Raw genomic sequence first — 19,671 nt, 5'->3', positions numbered from 1 at the left:
CTTATTTAATGGGATCGTGCACCGTGACCAAGCGGCTACCGTCAGTAAAAATTGCTTCAACCTGAACATTGGGAATCAGATCAGCCACCCCGTCCATCACATCATCCTTAGTGAGAACTTTACTGGCCTCTTTCATGACGTCTTCTACGGATTTGCCATCTCTGGCCCCTTCCATCGCAGTCACTGTAATAATAGAAACAGCTTCTGGATAATTGAGTTTCAAGCCACGTGCTTTGCGTTTGAGCGCCACATCAGACAGCGTGTAGATCATGAGCTTTTCAACTTCTCTTGGGGTGAGCTGCATAAGCCCTCCTGTATCTGGTTAAGAAAGTGAGAGTAAAAAACAACCTATAAGCTCTATCGCTTACCTATAAAGGGTTATCCCTTGTTATTGCTGATAAAAATAGACATTGATGCTGCTAATTAGAGTCTTCCAGAATTTAAGTGCATCCTCCTGTAGAGATTCTTCATTCGAATTCTTTTTTACTTTTTAATTACCATCGATCTTCTGCTAAATATTTATCCTGTGCTTTTAATGTCGAGTGACCGGCTAAAAGCAGCATGAATTCCCCGCCACCTCGCAGGCAACAACTGTAGAAAACAAAGCGTTATATTTGTATGATGATTTTTCTTGATAGGTATTTTTTACCGCTTTTAGTTATCCCAAGCAATACTAAAACTAAGTTTATTAATATTTTTTTACTAAAACGAAAATGCACCACTGCATTTATCCACAGTAGCAAATATAAGAAGTGACCGATTAATCGTTTGCTTTTTATAGCTAGTGTCATAGCTAAAGAGTCCCTTTATTTATAACGAAATGTCGGTATCGTTTTTTGCAGCATAGATAACTATAAATCAAGACGTTGCTATAAAAATGCACCTTTAACCAATATAGACCAAAACCTAGAAAATTCACCCTTAATTGAAAATTTAATATAAAGCGCTATACTTCACCTAAATATAGTCTTTAACTTTAGATAAAAATCAATATGTTAACTAACATTTTGAGAGGGTTTTTATTTGTCAAAAATAAAGTATTCAAGACCTCTCCAACTGGGGATTTTATGTAAGAAAAGCCATGATGGGCGAGAGGAACCATACAAATTACGAGGGTATTTAACCGGATAAAATTCGGATAAGAAACACACTAAAACAGATAATCGGCATTCAAAATGGCGTTTAGCCTCACTATCGATGTCTATTTATCAGTATTTTATTCTTTGATGTAAACTTATCTTACCACTATGTTAATCATTATTCGTTTTGTCTGGCCGAGTACTATTATAATTAATTAAGAATAATATGATCTTAATCAATAAACTTATAATGGCGCATAATACAAAACAATTATCTTCTAACTGTCACTATCACGAAACATTATTATTTCATCATTAATACTTAATGTTACACCTATTAATCCTCATCCAAATCACCCTGTTTTTATCATAGCCAAACCAAGGTGAGGCTTAACTTGGGGTCGCGGGTACAGCGTATTTTTACTCTCCCTTTCGGGGATCCATATTCGCGAGCACACTTTTTCTAATAATGATTTATTGTGACTAAAAACAATTAACCCTAATGGACGACGAGCAGCCTCCTCCAATAAAACCTGCCAGACTTGGGCCTGAATATGTGCATCCAATTGTGCGGTTACTTCATCGGCAATCAAATAGCGAGTTCGCGGGTCCAGTGCACGTAACAGCGCAATACGGGCTAACTCTCCGCCAGAAAGTTCATCAGGTCGGCGTTTTAACCAATCAGGATTAACCACCATACGCTCAAGCCAGTGCGCATCTGGTCGCCAGGCATCATGTAGGCTTTCACCGGTTGTTCGGTAGGGATTAAAACTTTGTTCAGGGTGCTGAGGTACCAGTTGGACAGGGCAATACCCCTTTTTATCCAGCAAAGCCCCTCCGACCCGAATTTGACCCGATGTCGCCGATTGCCACTGCGCTAATACACGGCCCAACGTGGTTTTACCAAAACCACTGGGGGCTGAAATACCTAGCCGCTCCCCTGGGGTCAGTGAAAATGAGACCGAATCCCACAGCCGTTTCCCCCCCTGAACAATCGTTAGGCTGTCAACACTAAACATATTCCGCCACCTCCGTTAAAGGCCTCGGCTGGCTGACAAATTGTTGTTCCGGCAATGCTGCCCACAATGATTGTAACCACGGGCTACCGCCGTTATTTTTCAGCTCATCGGCGCTCAGTGTTTCGTGTAATTCGCCTTTATGCAGCACCGCAATTTTATCGGCAAAACGTGCCGCCAGTGCCAGATCATGCGTCACCCATAAAATACCGCGGCCCTGCTGGCAAAAAGCGCGCAAGTGGGTGAGTAACTGGCAGGCATGTTCGTCGTCCAACCATGAGGTGACTTCGTCAGCCAAAATATAGCGAGCATTGGTGAGGGTAGCGCAACTCGTGAGCACCCGTTTTGCCATACCACCAGAGAGTTGACGCGGGAAATCATGCACCAAACCCGGTGCAAGATTGTAGGTTTGCAATTGCATCGCAACATCTTCCAGCCGCAGTTTTACGCCACTCAACTGTGCCGCCCGCGTCATTTGCGACCCGACTTTAATCAAGGGATTCAGTGCACTGACGCCTTGAGGAACATAACATAAGGCTTTACCACGCCGCTCAATTTTGTCTTGGGCACACAAGACGTCCCCATCAAGAATAATCTCGCCGTGACAGCGCATGTTCTCCGGCAATAAACCCAACGCACTTTGCAATAACAAACTTTTACCTTCACCACTGCCACCCACTAGCGCGACCAGTTCCCCCGGATTCACCTCCAGAGAAATATTGCTCAATAAAGGGTGCCACGTTTTTCGCCCCAACCAACGATAATGGGCAACATCAATGGCAAACCTTGAAAATTTCAACATCAGGCTATCCTCACCCAGAGTTGTTGCAACGATCGGGCAAACTGGTCAAATATCAGTACCAAACTGACCAAAATCAGACCGGGGAAAAAGGCCAGCCACCATGCGCCACTGCTCAGATAGCGTAACGCATCGGCCAATAATATCCCCAGTGACGGTTCATGAGGCGACAAACCAAACCCCAAAAAACTGAGTGCCGCGCTGTGTAACACCGCATGGGGAAACATTAATAGCGTGCCAACAATCCATTGTGGCAGTAATAACGGTAGCAGATGATGACGCCAACGGTAAAAATTACTATTACCTAGCCGATGAGACAACATGACATAATCTGTCTCGCGAATACGTAAAATCTCAGCACGTAAAATCAAAGCCAACTTTGGCCAATGAGTTAACGCCACCGCCAGAATAACACCGTGTTTTCCCCCACCTAATGTAAAGCAAATCAATACCAACAGCAGTAAGTGCGGTAACGCCAACATACTGTCGATAAGCCCTCGGATGAGATAATCCAGTGTTTTATTAACTGCACATAAGCTGGCCGTCAGCATGGCCAACAGGCCACTGGCAAAAGCGGCAATCAAACCAATTTGTAAACTGGTGGTCATGCCCTGAAAACAGCGCAACCACAAATCACGCCCTAAACTGTCAGTACCAAACCAATATGACAATGACGGTGGCTGGCGACGCGCCATTAAATCCATTGGGATTTCAATAGAATATATGGCCCACCCATAAACGATTAAAATGGACAATAGTGCCAGTGAAACGAAAAGACGGAACAAAGCCCGGTTTGGGTTATAAGTCATAATTGCCGTGCAGCCCCCCGATTGAGGCGGTGTAGCAGTGCATTGGCAATGCTATTACCGCAAAAGACCAAGATGGCGCAGAACATCACAATCCCCATCAACAACGGAATATCACCGTGTAATCCGGCATCAATGGTGGCTTGCCCCAAGCCGGGGTAAGCAAAGACTTTTTCGGCCAGTAAGGAACCACCTAATAATTCGCCAACAGAGGCAAATTGTAAGCACAGCGCAGGAGTAATGGCATGGCGTAAAATATGGAAGTTGACCAACGACCAACCTTTGTCACCCTGTGCTTGTGCATAACGAATAAACTCACTGTTCATCACCTCGGCGACTTTGGCACGAGTATGCAAAGCAATATTACCGACGCCCAATAAGCCTAATGCAAGCATCGGCAAAATAAGATGGTGCAGCTTGTCGCTCCAACTGGCGGTCTCTGCGTTACTCCCTGGTGTCCACGCACAGCAAATCGGAGCCCAGTTCAATTTCACTGCAAATAATGACAGCAGCAATAAACCAATCCAGAACGTGGGCAATGATGCCAGCAAATAAGACAGACTTGAGATCACTCGGTCTGGCCAGCGATTAAGGTAACGCCCCGCCGTCAATCCCAGCAATAATCCGACAATGCCGGAGAATAACCATGCCGAAAATAACAAAGCGAACGAGGTCGCAAAACGCTCGCCTATCACCTGTGAAACCGGTGCGTTGTATAGCATTGAATAGCCAAAGTCGCCTTGTAAGACTTGGGTAAACCAATGCAGAAAACGCTGCCATAAAGGTAAATCCAGCCCCCAACGTGCAGCAATCAGCGGATACTGCTCCGGTGGTACATGGAGCAATTCACTGCCGATATAGGCACGTATTGGGTCAACTGGGGAGAAACTCAGTAGCGTAAAAGTGCCTACTGCAGTGATCAGCAGCAGGCAGGCTAAACGCAGAGCAAATAGTGAAACCCCCTTCATTACTGACAGGTCCATTTCCAGCTATCAAGGCTGTTCAGCAACGACCAGGAACCGTGGATCTCTGGTGCTCCCTTACCCAAATCAACACAACTGTTGGCCAGATAAGTATGCTGAACATTCAATAACCATGCCCATGCCGCATCGCCACGAATACCCGCCCCAGTGGTGCCATCCCAATCCACCTGCTGCCAGAATGGCACGGCTTGTTCCCAAGTCGGGGCATCCAACGCTTGTTGTAGATGTTTATCAACCACAGGATTCTGATAGTAGCCAGGGTTATAGTATTCAACGCCAGCCGCCTTGCTGCTGTAGTGGTGATACAACTCCATCGGGTCAAGGCTGCCCCAGCCAAACAGTGTCGGGTTGGCGTGCATATTGCGCTCGACGGTTTCCCAACTCCCAGATTTCAAATCGACGTCAATACCAATAGGCTTCAACATCTGGCGCATCGCTTGTGCTAAATCACGCCGGGTGGTGTCACCGCTGGTATACCAAAGTGTGATTTTGGCAGGCACACCATTCTTCTCTCTGATGCCATTGCTGCTCACTTTCCAGCCTGCCTGCTCCAATATCTCCTTGGCTTTTTCGACATCACCATCTTTGATGGCGGAGTCTGGGTTATTCCATGGCAACCCCTGTACACCGGTATAGGCTGGGATAGCATGGCCTTCCATAATTTGGTCGGCGAGTAGTTGGCGGTTAATGGCATAATTAATCGCGCGACGGATAGCAACATCGGCGGTGACATCATTACCAATTGGATTACCTTGCGCATCTTTCTTACCCGCCGGTGTGGTCGGGAAAACAATGCCACGGTTTTCCACACTCGGTCTGACCCATAGCTTCATATTACTGACCGGGCCTACCGCCATCGATGGTGGGATACGAACCACGCCTAGCTGCCCACTTTGTGCAGCAGCAAAGGCGCTATCTTCATCAAGAAAAACAAAAATGAGCTTATCAAAGTCGTTTTTATTGCCTGCATAATACGGGTTGGCTTCCACTATCATTTGTTGACCCGGTTGGAAGCTCACTAAGCGATAGGGGCCAGCACCAATAGGTTTTTGTGCATAAGTCTTAGCATCGTATTTATCCGCCGAAACAATCCCCAGCGAACCGAGTACGTTCACAAACGTACTTTGTGGGGCTTTCAGTTGAATGCGAATATTAAGGGGATCGATTTCTTCAGCTTTGAGGAAGTTGCCCATATCAACTTTGCCGCCGCTGGCAGCCGCATTGTTATAGGTAAACACCACATCTTTGGCGGTCAGTGGCGAACCGTCAGAGAATTTAAGGTCAGGTTTCAGTGTCAGTAACCAGGTTTTGCCATCGTCGCTGGTTTTATACTGACTCAACAAAAAGTTGTTCCAGCTTAGATCTTCATTTTGTTTCAACAGCGGGCTGTGCAGCAGTAAATAACTACCATGACTCCACCCTAACATGGGGTCAAAACCTTCGGTCGGTTCATCACCGATAGCCAGTTGCAATGTGTGCGTCGCAGCACTGACAGGAACAGAAAAAGCACTCAATAAGGTGGCTGTTAGTAAGGTATTTCGAAGCCATAAACGTTTAGACATGAATCATCCTTTGATAAATTAGCTAGCGAATATAGATCATTGCCAGTCAGAAAAAGATTCAACAAGCAATTAAGCGTAGCACTAAACATTAATGTAGGTAATGTGCATGTTCTTTAGCATTAAAGACTAATTTTCCATCTGATTATCAGAGTTTTAAAGCATTTATATGACAAATATCAGTTTTAGATGAGGGAAATCAAAAAAAACCAAGCAAGAAATAAAATAGATAATAAATAAAATTGATCTACATCTATAAATATGACAAAAAAGTTAAATTAAAATGTTCGCCATAAGCCCTATCAGGTTATTCATTCACAATGAATAGCCTATTGGTACTTAGTTATCGAGAGATATCACCTATAAGTTAGTCAGCTCATTATTCACGTAACTTATCAAAATAGCACGTTCACTATTAAATCTTGTATCGCTATTCTTTAATCCGAATAACCAGAGCATACAGAGAATAATAAGATAAGTTCCAACCAGAGATTAATATCGCTAACTGAAACTTATCATAATAAGAAGGAGAAGAGAGTGATTCAGTAGACATTCCTGCCTATAGGATTATTTTTAATGACCGAACAGGAATAGGCTATTTTTTATTCACCACCCAACATTGAACGTAAAATAGCCCCGGCATCATTTGGTGGCAATTTCAATATCTCGCTATACATATCAATCGCCATATCACAAACTTTTTCACGATCTACATTCGGGCTAGTCAGATTAGTGAACATCTGCAAATCATCACCATATTGTTGCTGCATTTGCTGTACGATGTTATCCAGTTTGCTTTCATATTCTTGATTCTGCGGCGTTATCAACTCACCTGTAGAAGCTTGAAACAGACGATTAACTGAGTCAAGATCACGCTCTTGCAACTCTTTAGGTAAAATTTTCGTGGTGTTTACCCCCCCACTGACTTGCGGATACAATGCTTTAAAGCAAAGTTTTTCACTGCGATGATTGGCCTGATAATAACGTAACTCTTCCAAGATGATTTTCATATAATCGATAACATTTTCATCAGACGCTCGTTGAATTCTCTGTACAGTTAACTCAGCGACAGACTGTTTCATTTCATCAATCAATTGTTGTTCAGAATGGCCTGCGTTGCTCGATTTAATAAAATTATCGATCAACTGAGTATAAAGGGCTGGCTCTTGTTGCTTGAGTGTTTGAAAGACAGGGAAACTCTCTAATGATTGCTCTATTTGGGTGCGGTCATTGTTGCGGAACCCGTTAGGATTATTATATTGGTAATAAATAACATTCCCGATGATAATAGGAATAATAACCCATAAAACAGCACCAATTTTACCCAATTTATTTCTGTTACGTAATGAGGCTGTGATCCCCCCTAAAACAGCCGCAATTCCCCCAGAGACTAAGACCTCCATCCAATTCACAGCCAACTCCTTTATATTTTAAATATTAAATTTATGAAGCTATTTAACAATAGTCCAATATTAAAATCTTGTATGCCACGGTGCTATAGGAGTGCTCATCATTGATACTATTAACTCAATGATAAGTTTTATACGTCATATCGTAAAAATAAGGGCTAAATGGCAACTCATAAAGGGTATAAGTACTTTCCATTATCTGAGGAAGAATACGAGGTTCGCAGCGAAAGTCATCCTCAGTCGGATACTCGCGCTGACAGTAACCACGAGGGCTGTCGATGAAACCCATTTTAGGGGTACGCTTAAGCACTAACACTTTCCCCTCATCAGCAGCCGACTGAGGTTCAATGAAAAAGAAACTGAGCTGAGATACAATCGCAGTGATACAGACAGCCAGCACAATGACCCACAGATAAACAGAACGCATACAGAATTCCTGTAATGATAGAAGCCGCCAATACTCTACCAGCTAATTCATAATGAGCGCTAAAAATTATCGTGAGTCATCATCAACACTTGGGAAGCAATCTTGTTATGTCCGTGGTGAAAAGGCTCAAATATGGCAACCGCAACTCACCGTATCATTGGCGTTACCGTCAGGACTATTTTTAGCATAATTCAACGGCAGTCCCTCGTCGCGCCAACCAGTCACCCCACCTATCATCTCTTTCACCGCAAAACCATGTTGGCTTAGGTTTATTGCTGCACGGTGGACACCGTTGCAATGCGGCCCTGCGCAGTAAACAACAAATAACGTCTTTGCCGGATAGCGAGAAAGTAGAGCTGCATCCATTAATCGATGAGGGATATTAACGGCTCCCGGTACATGTACTGCCGCAAATGCAGCCTCATTACGTACATCGACTAAAACAAAATCCATTACCCCCAGCTGCTGGCTGGTATAAACGTCCGAGCAATCCGTTTCAAATGCCAAACGCTGAGAAAAGTGCTGCAAAGCTAGCTCAGTAGGGGCTGCAGGGGTTTGGCTGACTAAACTGTTCATATGATTTCTCCATTAAATATTATGAAGCATCACTTTATGAAATAGTATTAGCCGATTACAGTGGCAGAAATGACAATAAACCACTGAGATACGCCAATGCATCATTCAGCCACTAAAATTCCTAACTTTGCCATAAAGCAAGAGCCAGGGCTGGTTGTCACTCTGGTTTATGATGGTTTGTGCCTCTTTGAGTTTGGTATTGCGCAGGAAATATTTGGTCTAGCTCGCCCTGAGTTTGATTTCCCTTGGTATCAACACCAAGTGGTTGGCGTAGATCAAAGTATTTCGACCGCCAATGGTAGCCTGCACATTCAAGTTGATGCTGGTATCAATCTGCTGGAACAGGCAAAAACCATCATCATCCCGGGCTGGCGCAGCCCCGATGCCCTACCCTCGCAGGAACTTATCCATGCATTGCAGCAAGCTGTCGCACGCGGTACGCGCATTGTTTCTATCTGCTCCGGAGTTTTTGTCTTGGCGGCTGCGGGGTTATTACAAGGCAAAAGTGCCACTACGCATTGGCGTTATACCGATTATCTGGCACGGCGCTACCCCGACATTCATGTCGATGCCAATGTATTGTATATCGATGAGGGGCAAATCATTACCTCAGCGGGCAGCAGCGCTGGGATTGATGCCTGCTTACATCTGATTACCCGTGATTTTGGTGCCAAAATAGCCAATCAAGTGGCTCAAAGGTTAGTAATGGCACCGCTTCGTCGTGGTGGGCAACAACAATTCATCCCGACCCCCATCGCCAAAGAACCTTATCGGGATATGGCAAAGCTAATGGCTCAAGTTCGGGGGGATCTGAGAAAAAACTGGACCATTAGCCTAATGGCGGCTGAACTGGCGCTCAGTGAAAGAACGTTTCTGCGCCGTTTTTCTGCCAGCACCGGCCAAACGCCCAAAATATGGCTGCAACATGAAAGAATGTATAAAGCAAAGGAATTGCTGGAAAGAGATCAGATGAATATTACAGAGATAGCCGAATATTGTGGGTTTCAGACGGTAGAAGGATTTAGAAATGCATTTAACCAAATTGTGGGTATTACACCGGCAGTATATCGGCGGCAATTCAAATATAATTAGCAGCAGATATTCTATACAAAAGAAAATATACATGAGGTTTTTGAAAATAAAAAACCCCGCCTTAGCGAGGTTTTCTGATTGCGGGTTATTTTAATGACTATAACCAACATAAAATCTAACCGAAATCAGATTTAATCACAGTGAAACATTAATTGCGGCAGTATTAATTACAGTGCAACTACGTTTACTGCTGAAGGGCCTTTCTGGCCTTGCTCAATGCTGAACTCAACGTTCTGGCCTTCATCAAGCGTTTTGTAGTCATTACCCTGGATGGCAGAGAAATGTACGAAAACATCTTTGCTGCCGTCAGCAGGAGAAATAAAACCAAAACCTTTACCCGCATCAAACCATTTTACTAAACCAGTCATTTTAGTAGACATAGAGGTATTTCCTTCATTATTTTGTGGTAATTGAGGTCTGTTTATCAAGAGTTACTTATGGGGGCACTAAAGAAGGAAATTCGTCGGAGAAGTGATGTCTAAAAAATATCGCTTTAACTAGGAACTGCTTTACTTAAATGGCTTACATAAATAGGTCTGTACTACAAACCGATGATGCTATTAACGCATGCTGAGCTATTAATAGCAAGGCTTATTTATTTCATGTATTAATGAATGATGGAAACAAATTACGTATAAATTATGATAAAACCAACGATAAGACGTCGTTCAATGGCACGTTGTATTGTCATTGAATGACAAACTCTTGCAGGTGAGGTTATGCTCATATTTCGCTATACTGCCACTGAAAATCGGAAGCCGTCGTAAAGGAACAGTAATGACAATGCGTGAACTTGAAGTAAAGTTTCTTAATGCAATGAGTGAGTTGCAGTCTACTTTTGAGAAACAGCACCAAACATGGCAGGCAAGTTATACTGCACTGCAACATGAGTTGGAGCAGTCAAAAGCGCGGGAAACAGCATTACGAGCCCAAAATGATATGCTACTGAGAAAACTCAACACGGCAAATACCTTGCCAGAGCAACATTCGCTGGTTAGGCAGATCAAAATGCTGGGTGCGCATCTTGATGCTTTAGCGAAAGATGCTGCCGCTTTTAATCACCATTTGGATAATCAGCAAAACAAAAGTGATAATTTTAGTGGCGATAATCAGTAAGTATTGGGTTGATTTTATCGAGACCAGCGATTTAACAGCCAGATAATTTTACGTTGTCAATTTCACCTTTTATGGCGCAAAAAAACATTACATGACGTGGATAATTATTGCTGTTTTGATCGTGGTTTTTATTGTGGGCTATCGTGTATTGACGTCAGATACCCGCAAAGCCGTGGATACACTGGCTAATTTGCTGAAGATAAAACCCATTTATATTGAATCAATGTTACAAGAGATGGGGCCGCGTCAAACACAAATGTTTATTCGCTCCACCAGCAATGGCTACGCTGAAGATGTCAGAAAAGCGGCATATTTGGTCTTTATCTATCAAACTTTTATCAAAGATTCTTCCGACGAAAACATCATACAATGGCGAAATACGCTCATTCGCTCACACATATCCCCGATGTTAACCACTGAACACACTGAAGCTGCCTTGTTCTATTTTGCAGAGCTGGATATAGATGCCTTTGAATTGGCACAATTTAGGCGCAATTATAATCTGCATTTTAATCAGGAAGCGGACGCCGTATTGCATTAAAGGTGACACTACGGCGGATGAAATTCATTGCGGCAGGGATAATTTACTGGAACATGCTGTTCAGGTAGCGCAATAACATTTCTCTTGAACTAAAACCGTGAGCAATACCGTAGCGATCTTCAGCTTCACCCGCCAAATAAAGCGGAAACTCAACATACTTATCACTAATACGCAGTGTTGCCGTCGGTGTAGCAAACAATAAACTTTTATCTTTTTGTGCCGGGTGGATAATTAATGCAGTCCTCCCCATGCGGGCTTCACGATTCACATAAACGTAATGCTCTGCTTTCCGATACCCGTATGCCTGATCAACCGTATAATCTCGCTCAAAGCCGGCATTCTCCAAGACTCTAGCCACTTCATCTGGCCGTAAATACATTTATTTCCCCTCTTTTTAACTCCAATTGAGCGACCTTACCGTAATAAATAAGGGAAACCACGTATTTATTGGCTCAAAGCAACTATTTCGGAATAGTCTACACCGCATTAATACGCCAATATACTTTCTGGCTGAAGATGATTAGCCTACAAAAAAGACACCCGGTATTTACCGGGTGTCTATGATTGGCTAGCTGTGCGAACCGCAATGGTTCGCCTTTCGGCATGATTATGCTGCTGGTGCTGTTGCGGATTTCTTAGCGGCTTTATGATGTTTTTTAGCCGCTTGTGCTTTTTGTGCTGGCGCTTTTTTCACGTGTTTTTTAGCAGCCTGTGCTTTTTGTGCTGGGGCTTTTTTCTCGTGTTTTTTGGCAGCTTGTGCTTTTTGTTCAGTCGTTTGTTTAGTTGCTTTGTGTTTTTTATGATGAGTGGCTTTTGCTGGCGCTGCTTTCTCTGCAGTTGGAGCGGCAGTAGTGCTGGTTGCAGCTGGTGTTGTTGCTGCAGCCGCAGTAGTTTCAGCAGCGAAAGCAACAGAAGACAGACCCATGGTTGCAGCAACGATCAGCGCTAATACTTTTTTCATTTTCAAATCCTCAGAGTTTGTTTCGCAAAGCCCCCGTTGGGGCCGTTGGAAGAATCATAGAGGAATGAAATTTTCCTTTCCGTGAGTCATTGGTTTCGTTGAGTAACCAAATGTACAAAGCAGCAATGAGGGTTATTTGCACGATTTCATTTCCTTGCAGCAAATCCACCTATCATCCTGACGCCCTAGTTCAGATTCCTCCTGAAGCTAATTGACTCGTGCCTTGATGGTCTATGCTTAATGTTCATCAAGCAAAATGGAGCGTCAAATGTTCAAGAAATCAGAAAAAGTGGAAAGAGATCTCGATCAGGACGTGACCCTTCTGGCAGATACCCTCGACGAGGTCTTGCGCTCATCCGGTGAGAAGACGAAAGAGGAACTTACCAAGGTGCGCCAAAATGCCGAGGGAGTCTTACGTGACGCACGTGCGCGTTTTAGTGGTTCAACCAGCTTAAAACAACATGCGCGCGACGTCGCTGGCAATGCAGATAACTATGTGCATGATAAACCTTGGCAAGGTGTAGGTATTGGCGCAGCAATAGGTCTTGTACTGGGAGTACTGCTAGCACGCCGCTGATATCTTTCGGATTACCGATAACCGCAGTTACCCCTCATTGCTGTGTCTACCATTGCGTTTATGCTGTAGCTTATCGGTGGCCCGCGCCATTTTCACTGCGGGCCTACCTCTATTATCTCTCGGATAAAGCAGTAATGACCGTGACCAACTTCGCCACTAACCGATCTGTTTCTGCTACAGACGTCAGATTGGTAAACCCCATCAGCAAACCATTTTGACGATTCTTCTGGTGTGTTTTTTCCCTTTTTTCCAACGCCCAATCCGATAACGCTTCAATAGCCAAACCCTGACGTTGCGCCTGCGCAGCAACAACGCTATCGACAAAACGCTCATCCAACCACGCCAACAATTGAATACCTCCAGCCTGCTGTTCAACGTCTACAACACCTGCCAGTTGGCGCATTAAACTCACTACCAGCATTTCACGGCGCTCAGCATACAAATGGCGCATACGTTTCAGATGACGATAAAAATGCCCCTGATTGATAAACTCCGCCACACTAGCCTGTATCAAGGGTGGGCAGGCGCAACTTCGTAGTTGGCAACGGTGATTAAAAATAGGCACCAACTCAGGCGGTACAACCAAATAGGCCAGTCTTAATGCGGGAAACATCACTTTACTGAATGTTCCGGCATAAAGAACTCGACCATGTCTATCCAAACTTTTCAGTGGTGGCAGTGGCCTCCCCTGATAACGGAACTCACTGTCATAATCGTCCTCAATAATCCACGACTTCTGCTGTTCCGCCCACTCCAGCAGCGCAATACGCCGCGCTAAACTGAGTGCAACACCCAGCGGGCTTTGGTGTGCAGGTGTGATGATAGCGAAGTTCGCCTGAGGGCAATTATCGATAGCCGCGACAACATCCATACCGTCACTATCCACCTTCACCGGATGCGGAATAAGCCCCGCTTCGCGGATCAACTGCTGAGTCGCAGGGTAGCCAGGATCTTCCAGCCAGCCATATTCCCCACGTTCCAGTACAGTATTAACTACCAGATCCAGCACAGACTGATAGCCCGCGCAAATAAAAACCTGCTCCGGCTGGCAGCTGAATCCTCGAGATAACAACAAATAGTGGGCAATAGACTCACGCAAAGCCGGTAATCCAGCTGCCGGAGGGTGCCCAAGTGAAGCGGTAGTGAGGTTATGCAACTGTTTGGTCATTATTTTTCCCCACTGCGCTCGGGGGAAAGCATCAAGCGCGGGAAGCCCTAACTGGAATGGCCTCGCCATCATGCGTTGTGCCGATAAAGCATTGTTGACCGTAATGGGTTGTTCAGGCTGGTCTACAATATTCAAGGGTAATAGCGGCGCATTAAGTAATTGTGCGGAAACATAAGTCCCTCCCTGCCCCCGGCTTTGTAAAAAACCTTCGGCAATCAACTGGGCGTAAGCATTCTCCACGGTTCCTCGCGCCACACCCACTTCGCTGGCCAGCGCCCTGACAGAGGGCACTCGCGTATCTGGACGCAATGCTCCTTGAACAATGGCCTCTTTAATTCGTTGATAAATCTGGCGATAAATAGGTTCGTTATGATGACGATCCAATTGGAGAAGATGTGAAAACGCCTTCATTATGCCCTACTAAAAAAAGTCATTTATGGCCCTATAGTGTAGGTCATGATATCACTAAAGTAGCGCTTTAATTGATGGTTAACCTAGCTGGAGCTTACCATGGTCGAACAACGTCTTTATTTTTCCAAACTCTCACCTGTCACCTACAAAGCGTTGGTTGACGCATCGATGTCACTTGATAAAAGTTCGTTGCCAAAAACATTAATAGAACTGGTTTTCATGCGGGTATCACAGATTAACGGCTGTGCATTTTGTCTGGACATGCACGGGAAAGCCTTACGCAAGGATGGTTTTGATGATGCAAAAATGGATGCGATTGCCGGTTGGCGGTTGAGCCACCTCTTCAGTGAAGCAGAACGTGCGGCATTGGAATGGGCTGAGGCCGTGACTCACATCACCACCAGCGGGACCCCGGATAGCACGTTTAATGCTTTAAAAGCACATTTTTCTGATGCCGAAATTTCCGATTTAACTTTTGCTATCAGCATCATAAATGCATTTAACCGGTTAGCCGTCAGCCTACGTCAATAACCCCTGCCCTCAGTCAGCCTGCAATAAAAATATTTTTACTCTGCTTATTATGATTAAAGTCGGCTGCCAGCCCCGTGCTGGCGGCCTTGTCTCTGCTTCTCGCATAAATCATCGAAAATAACTACATATAGTGTGGTTGAATTAAATAAACACTAGATATAGTATTTATTTATCACCTGCGAGAATGAAACCGTGGCTGATAATCAGAGGCAGGTGGTCGATATACATTAACAACCTGCCAAATACGCCTTTCCTCACGACAAAAGGTAAATGCGAATCATGAGCATTATTATTTACAGTAAACCTGACTGTGTCCAGTGCAATGCCACCTACCGTGCATTGGATAAACAAGGCATTGCTTATCAGGTTATTGATTTAACTGAAGATTTACAGGCATTCAATCATGTTAAATCCCTTGGTTATCAGCAGGTTCCGGTGATTATTGCCGGTGAGGATCATTGGTCAGGCTTCCGTCCTGACAAAATAAATGCACTGGTTCAGGCGGTCAGCGCCTGATGAGGGCGAAGAAATGAATCCGTTGGTGTATTTCTCCAGTTCATCGGAGAACACTCATCGTTTTGTCGGGAAGCTGGATCTCCCGGCAATACGAATTCCCATTGCGGGTGCACGGGAAAAACTACGGATTGAGCACCCCTACATTTTGCTTGTACCCAGTTATGGCGGCGGTAGCCCCGTCGGAGCGGTACCCATTCAGGTTATTAGATTTCTCAACGATCCCCATAACCGTTCACTGATCCGTGGTGTCATTGCTGCGGGCAACACTAATTTTGGCGACGCCTACTGTCTGGCGGGGAAAATTATTTCCCAAAAATGTCAGGTTCCTTATCTGTATCGCTTTGAACTACTGGGTACAGCAGAAGATGTGGCAAATGTGCGCAAGGGAGTAACTGAATTTTGGCAACGACAACACTGAAAATCACCGATTCATCCAGCAATGAGCTTGACTATCACTCACTGAATGCGATGTTGAACCTCTATGATGCTGACGGACGTATCCAGTTTGATAAAGATAGGTTGGCAGCACGACAATATTTCTTACAACACGTTAATCAAAACACGGTGTTCTTCCATAATTTGCAGGAAAAACTCGATTATCTGGTTGAAGAGGGTTATTACGAGAAAGAGGTGCTGGATAGGTATGATTTCAGCTTTATCAAGAGCTTATTCCAGCAAGCTTATAGCAAAAAATTTCGTTTTCCAACATTCCTTGGCGCATTTAAATACTACACCGGCTATACCCTGAAAACCTTTGACGGCAAACGTTATCTGGAGCGCTATGAAGATCGCGTCTGTATGGTGGCCTTGACACTGGCCGCCGGCCACCCGCAAGTCGCGCGAGATTTAGTCGAAGAGATCATCTCTGGCCGCTTCCAACCCGCCACCCCGACCTTCCTCAACTGCGGCAAAAAACAGCGTGGGGAACTGGTTTCCTGCTTCCTGCTACGAATGGAAGACAACATGGAATCGATTGGCCGCTCGATTAACTCAGCGCTACAACTTTCTAAACGAGGTGGCGGTGTTGCTTTCCTGCTAAGTAATATCCGGGAAGTCGGCGCTCCCATAAAGCGCATTGAAAATCAGTCTTCTGGGGTCATTCCCATCATGAAAATGCTGGAAGACGCCTTTTCATACGCTAACCAGTTAGGCGCACGTCAGGGCGCAGGGGCGGTATATCTCCATGCCCATCACCCGGATATTTTGCGTTTTCTCGATACCAAACGGGAAAATGCCGATGAAAAAGTGCGTATTAAAACCTTGTCGCTCGGGGTTGTGATCCCAGATATTACCTTTGAATTAGCGAAGAATAATGAAGATATGTACCTGTTTTCCCCGTATGACGTGGAACAGGTTTACGGCGCGCCAATGTCAGAAATCAGTATCAGCGAGAAATACCGCGAGATGGTTGATGACAAGCGCATACGTAAAAGCAAAATCAAAGCACGTGAGTTCTTTCAGATTTTGGCAGAAATTCAGTTCGAATCTGGCTATCCCTATATGATGTTTGAAGATACGATCAATCGCGCCAACCCAATTAAAGGCCGGATCAATATGAGTAACCTGTGCTCAGAAATTTTGCAGGTTAATTCACCAACTGAATATAACGATGACCTCAGCTATCGCCATATTGGTAAGGATATCTCTTGTAACCTTGGTTCAATGAATATTGCCCGTACTATGGATTCACCTGATTTTGGTAAATCAATTGAAACGGCCATTCGTGGACTAACTGCAGTCTCAGACATGAGTCATATTCGTTCTGTTCCCTCCATTGAAAAAGGTAATCAGGAATCTCATGCCATTGGTCTCGGGCAGATGAATCTGCACGGCTATCTGGCGCGTGAACGTATTTTTTACGGTTCAGAAGAAGCTCTGGATTTCACAAATATCTATTTTTATACCGTGGTGTATCACGCTATCCGTGCATCCAACCTATTGGCAATAGAACGGGGCAGCTATTTTAAAGGCTTCGACGAGTCAGATTATGCCTCCGGTCGCTATTTCACTAAGTATATTGAACAGTGCTGGCAGCCGAAAACCACCAAGGTACTAGCACTGTTTGCTGAGGCCGGCATTACTATTCCGCATCAGCAAGATTGGGCCGAACTGCGCGACTCAGTGATGCAGCATGGCATTTATAATCAGAATTTACAGGCCGTCCCCCCCACCGGATCTATTTCCTATATCAACCATTCGACATCAAGTATCCACCCTATTGTCTCACCGATTGAGATCCGCAAAGAAGGCAAGATTGGTCGTGTGTATTATCCCGCCCCTTATATGACCAACGATAATCTTGAATATTATCAAGATGCTTATCAGATTGGTCCTGAGAAGATCATTGATACCTATGCCGAGGCAACCCAACACGTCGATCAAGGTTTATCACTGACGCTATTCTTCCGTGATACCGCCACGACACGCGATATAAATAAAGCGCAGATATATGCCTGGAAAAAAGGGATTAAAACTATTTATTACATCCGACTGCGTCAAATGGCGCTCGAAGGCACGGAAGTTGAAGGTTGTGTTTCCTGCTCACTGTAATGCGCAGTACTGAATAAACAGAATCGGATGAATAAGGAAGTATTCTCTATGAACACAGTAAAACCAACAAAAACAGTCAGTGCCATCAATTGGAATAAAATTGAAGATGATAAAGACTTAGAAGTATGGAACCGTTTAACATCTAACTTTTGGTTACCAGAAAAAGTCCCCCTATCAAATGACATTCCCTCTTGGGCTACCTTAACCCCCGATGAACAGCAACTGACGATTCGGGTTTTCACGGGGCTAACCTTGCTGGATACTATTCAAAATACCTTGGGTGCACCCGCGCTGATTAAAGATGCTACGACCCCCCATGAGGAGGCTGTATTCTCGAATATCAGCTTTATGGAAGCGGTTCATGCTCGCTCTTATAGTTCCATTTTTTCTACACTTTGCATGACATCTGATGTCGATGATGCTTATCGCTGGAGTGAGGAGAATGGCCCACTGCAAAAGAAAGCTGATATTATCCTTCAGCATTATCATAATGACGATCCGCTGAAGAAAAAAATTGCCAGTGTATTCTTGGAATCATTTCTTTTCTATTCTGGATTCTATTTACCCATGTATTGGTCAAGCCGGGCCAAATTAACTAATACTGCTGACCTTATTCGTCTTATTATCCGCGATGAAGCAGTACATGGATATTACATTGGTTACAAGTTCCAAAAAAGGCTAGAGAAAGTCGATAATACCCGTCGTCAGGAAATAAAGAATTTTGCTTTCGATTTGTTACAAGACTTATATGATAATGAAGTGCGCTATACAGAAGACCTTTATGATAAGGTCGGTTGGACAGAGGATGTCAAAAAATTTCTTCATTACAATGCCAATAAAGCCTTAATGAATTTAGGTTATGAAGCGTTGTTCCCAGCCAGTCAGGCTGCGGTCAGCCCGGCGATTTTGGCCGCATTATCACCAAATGCGGATGAAAATCACGATTTCTTCTCTGGTTCAGGCTCATCTTATGTGATTGGCAAAGCCGTCAATACTGAAGATGAAGACTGGGACTTTTAAGCTCCCACATACTTTTTCACCCCGCCTTTTTTATCACCTTAAAAAGGGGTATACCGCACCAATAGGCAGCTACAGAAGGTTGCCTATTTTTTTTCCGTCATTTCTTACCCGCAACGCACCGAAAACACCCTACAAATCCATGCCCTTTTTTGTGATTTTCCTCGCTCGGTTTAGCACGAAAATGAGTCATGATTATCTGGCGACTCATTTGGCCACAGGCTAGAGCATATAGGGGATTCAGCGTATCTACACCCGGTTTTTTAATGCTGATATTAGGGCTATTGGAGGTGTTTGATTTGGCTATTCATTACGCGAAAATATTTGAAGGATATTATCCATAATAATGTAGAGAATGAATTAAAGATATATGTACAATATTTACACCATTAACGCGATAATTAGACACCGCTCACACCATCAATATTGGCAATACATCAACGATAAAAAAACCACAATATTAACGTAAGTAAATTAACGATTTAAAAAGATATATATTGAGATGATGACTATTGAAGTTTTCATTATATGAATATT

Annotated in this window: 22 protein-coding genes; 9 read left to right on the top strand and 13 right to left on the bottom strand. The window is 44.2% G+C overall.

The window, feature by feature from the left end:
• Position 1: 1 nt before the first annotated feature.
• The 9 genes from HUZ92_RS19780 to HUZ92_RS19740 all read right to left on the bottom strand — a co-directional run bounded on the left by HUZ92_RS19780 (position 2) and on the right by HUZ92_RS19740 (position 8,654).
• A complete protein-coding gene (locus HUZ92_RS19780; RefSeq protein WP_050100886.1) occupies positions 2 to 304 on the bottom strand; it encodes an urease subunit gamma in 303 nt (100 codons plus the stop codon).
• Between the two features lie 1,128 nt (positions 305 to 1,432).
• The gene (locus HUZ92_RS19775; RefSeq protein WP_050100887.1) at positions 1,433 to 2,098 is read right to left on the bottom strand and encodes an ATP-binding cassette domain-containing protein; all 666 of its coding nucleotides are present in this window, start codon (positions 2,096 to 2,098) and stop codon (positions 1,433 to 1,435) included.
• Positions 2,091 to 2,897 carry an ATP-binding cassette domain-containing protein gene (locus HUZ92_RS19770; RefSeq protein ID WP_050100888.1) on the bottom strand — a complete coding sequence of 269 codons (807 nt, stop codon included), beginning with the start codon at positions 2,895 to 2,897 and terminating at the stop codon, positions 2,091 to 2,093. Before HUZ92_RS19770 ends, HUZ92_RS19775 begins: the two co-directional genes overlap by 8 nt.
• Positions 2,897 to 3,703, bottom strand: a complete 807-nt coding sequence (locus HUZ92_RS19765) for an ABC transporter permease (RefSeq protein ID WP_050100889.1) — start codon at positions 3,701 to 3,703, stop codon at positions 2,897 to 2,899. The genes HUZ92_RS19770 and HUZ92_RS19765 overlap by 1 nt, the downstream gene beginning before the upstream one ends.
• Positions 3,700 to 4,668 (bottom strand): ABC transporter permease, encoded by a 969-nt coding sequence (locus tag HUZ92_RS19760; RefSeq protein WP_072086698.1) that lies wholly within the window; start codon positions 4,666 to 4,668, stop codon positions 3,700 to 3,702. The genes HUZ92_RS19765 and HUZ92_RS19760 overlap by 4 nt, the downstream gene beginning before the upstream one ends.
• Positions 4,668 to 6,245, bottom strand: coding sequence for an ABC transporter substrate-binding protein (locus HUZ92_RS19755; protein ID WP_050141224.1), 1,578 nt, complete (start codon positions 6,243 to 6,245; stop codon positions 4,668 to 4,670). The genes HUZ92_RS19760 and HUZ92_RS19755 overlap by 1 nt, the downstream gene beginning before the upstream one ends.
• A 599-nt stretch (positions 6,246 to 6,844) precedes the next feature.
• On the bottom strand, positions 6,845 to 7,654 hold the full coding sequence (locus tag HUZ92_RS19750; RefSeq protein WP_050100892.1) for a hypothetical protein: 810 nt from the start codon (positions 7,652 to 7,654) through the stop codon (positions 6,845 to 6,847).
• Positions 7,655 to 7,769: 115 nt separating this feature from the next.
• Positions 7,770 to 8,078, bottom strand: a complete 309-nt coding sequence (locus HUZ92_RS19745) for a hypothetical protein (protein WP_050100893.1) — start codon at positions 8,076 to 8,078, stop codon at positions 7,770 to 7,772.
• Between the two features lie 126 nt (positions 8,079 to 8,204).
• The gene (locus HUZ92_RS19740) at positions 8,205 to 8,654 is read right to left on the bottom strand and encodes a rhodanese-like domain-containing protein (protein WP_050100894.1); all 450 of its coding nucleotides are present in this window, start codon (positions 8,652 to 8,654) and stop codon (positions 8,205 to 8,207) included.
• A 96-nt stretch (positions 8,655 to 8,750) separates the two neighbouring features.
• Between HUZ92_RS19740 and ftrA the strand changes: the two genes are divergently transcribed.
• The gene (ftrA, locus tag HUZ92_RS19735) at positions 8,751 to 9,746 is read left to right on the top strand and encodes a transcriptional regulator FtrA (RefSeq protein WP_050100895.1); all 996 of its coding nucleotides are present in this window, start codon (positions 8,751 to 8,753) and stop codon (positions 9,744 to 9,746) included.
• Between the two features lie 167 nt (positions 9,747 to 9,913).
• On the opposite strand, the gene cspE is transcribed toward ftrA, so the two are convergent.
• Complete coding sequence (gene cspE / locus HUZ92_RS19730) at positions 9,914 to 10,126, bottom strand: transcription antiterminator/RNA stability regulator CspE (protein WP_042547968.1); 213 nt, start codon at positions 10,124 to 10,126, stop codon at positions 9,914 to 9,916.
• Positions 10,127 to 10,523: 397 nt separating this feature from the next.
• On the opposite strand from cspE, the gene HUZ92_RS19725 reads away from it, so the two are divergent.
• Both HUZ92_RS19725 and HUZ92_RS19720 read left to right on the top strand, forming a co-directional pair.
• Positions 10,524 to 10,862 (top strand): MbeD/MobD family mobilization/exclusion protein, encoded by a 339-nt coding sequence (locus tag HUZ92_RS19725; RefSeq protein WP_050100896.1) that lies wholly within the window; start codon positions 10,524 to 10,526, stop codon positions 10,860 to 10,862.
• A gap of 91 nt (positions 10,863 to 10,953) precedes the next feature.
• Entirely contained in the window at positions 10,954 to 11,403 is a 450-nt protein-coding gene (locus HUZ92_RS19720; RefSeq protein ID WP_050100897.1) for a DUF1198 domain-containing protein, read from the top strand.
• 43 nt (positions 11,404 to 11,446) lie between these two features.
• On the opposite strand, the gene HUZ92_RS19715 is transcribed toward HUZ92_RS19720, so the two are convergent.
• Positions 11,447 to 11,782 (bottom strand): DUF2002 family protein, encoded by a 336-nt coding sequence (locus tag HUZ92_RS19715; protein WP_050100898.1) that lies wholly within the window; start codon positions 11,780 to 11,782, stop codon positions 11,447 to 11,449.
• A 228-nt stretch (positions 11,783 to 12,010) separates the two neighbouring features.
• Positions 12,011 to 12,364, bottom strand: coding sequence for an acid resistance repetitive basic protein Asr (asr, locus tag HUZ92_RS19710; protein ID WP_050100899.1), 354 nt, complete (start codon positions 12,362 to 12,364; stop codon positions 12,011 to 12,013).
• Between the two features lie 268 nt (positions 12,365 to 12,632).
• Between asr and HUZ92_RS19705 the strand changes: the two genes are divergently transcribed.
• A complete protein-coding gene (locus tag HUZ92_RS19705; RefSeq protein ID WP_050100900.1) occupies positions 12,633 to 12,941 on the top strand; it encodes a DUF883 family protein in 309 nt (102 codons plus the stop codon).
• A 112-nt stretch (positions 12,942 to 13,053) separates the two neighbouring features.
• Here HUZ92_RS19705 and pdxR read toward each other — a convergent pair whose 3' ends face one another.
• Complete coding sequence (pdxR, locus tag HUZ92_RS19700; RefSeq protein ID WP_050141227.1) at positions 13,054 to 14,523, bottom strand: MocR-like pyridoxine biosynthesis transcription factor PdxR; 1,470 nt, start codon at positions 14,521 to 14,523, stop codon at positions 13,054 to 13,056.
• A 96-nt stretch (positions 14,524 to 14,619) separates the two neighbouring features.
• On the opposite strand from pdxR, the gene HUZ92_RS19695 reads away from it, so the two are divergent.
• The 5 genes from HUZ92_RS19695 to nrdF all read left to right on the top strand — a co-directional run bounded on the left by HUZ92_RS19695 (position 14,620) and on the right by nrdF (position 19,137).
• Entirely contained in the window at positions 14,620 to 15,051 is a 432-nt protein-coding gene (locus HUZ92_RS19695) for a carboxymuconolactone decarboxylase family protein (protein ID WP_050100902.1), read from the top strand.
• Positions 15,052 to 15,330: 279 nt separating this feature from the next.
• Positions 15,331 to 15,567, top strand: a complete 237-nt coding sequence (gene nrdH / locus HUZ92_RS19690) for a glutaredoxin-like protein NrdH (RefSeq protein WP_050100903.1) — start codon at positions 15,331 to 15,333, stop codon at positions 15,565 to 15,567.
• Positions 15,568 to 15,580: 13 nt separating this feature from the next.
• Positions 15,581 to 15,985, top strand: a complete 405-nt coding sequence (gene nrdI, locus HUZ92_RS19685; RefSeq protein WP_050100904.1) for a class Ib ribonucleoside-diphosphate reductase assembly flavoprotein NrdI — start codon at positions 15,581 to 15,583, stop codon at positions 15,983 to 15,985.
• Positions 15,967 to 18,117, top strand: coding sequence for a class 1b ribonucleoside-diphosphate reductase subunit alpha (gene nrdE, locus HUZ92_RS19680; RefSeq protein WP_174846880.1), 2,151 nt, complete (start codon positions 15,967 to 15,969; stop codon positions 18,115 to 18,117). The genes nrdI and nrdE overlap by 19 nt, the downstream gene beginning before the upstream one ends.
• A 48-nt stretch (positions 18,118 to 18,165) precedes the next feature.
• Positions 18,166 to 19,137: a class 1b ribonucleoside-diphosphate reductase subunit beta gene (gene nrdF, locus HUZ92_RS19675; RefSeq protein WP_050141229.1), complete on the top strand. Its 972-nt coding sequence runs from the start codon at positions 18,166 to 18,168 to the stop codon at positions 19,135 to 19,137.
• The last annotated feature ends 534 nt before the right edge of the window (positions 19,138 to 19,671 follow it).

Source organism: Yersinia vastinensis, assembly GCF_902726565.1.
GTDB classification, from domain to species: Bacteria; Pseudomonadota; Gammaproteobacteria; order Enterobacterales; family Enterobacteriaceae; genus Yersinia; species Yersinia vastinensis.
The sequence above is the reverse complement of the archived record's forward strand: the minus strand, read 5'-3'. Positions and strand labels throughout refer to the sequence as shown.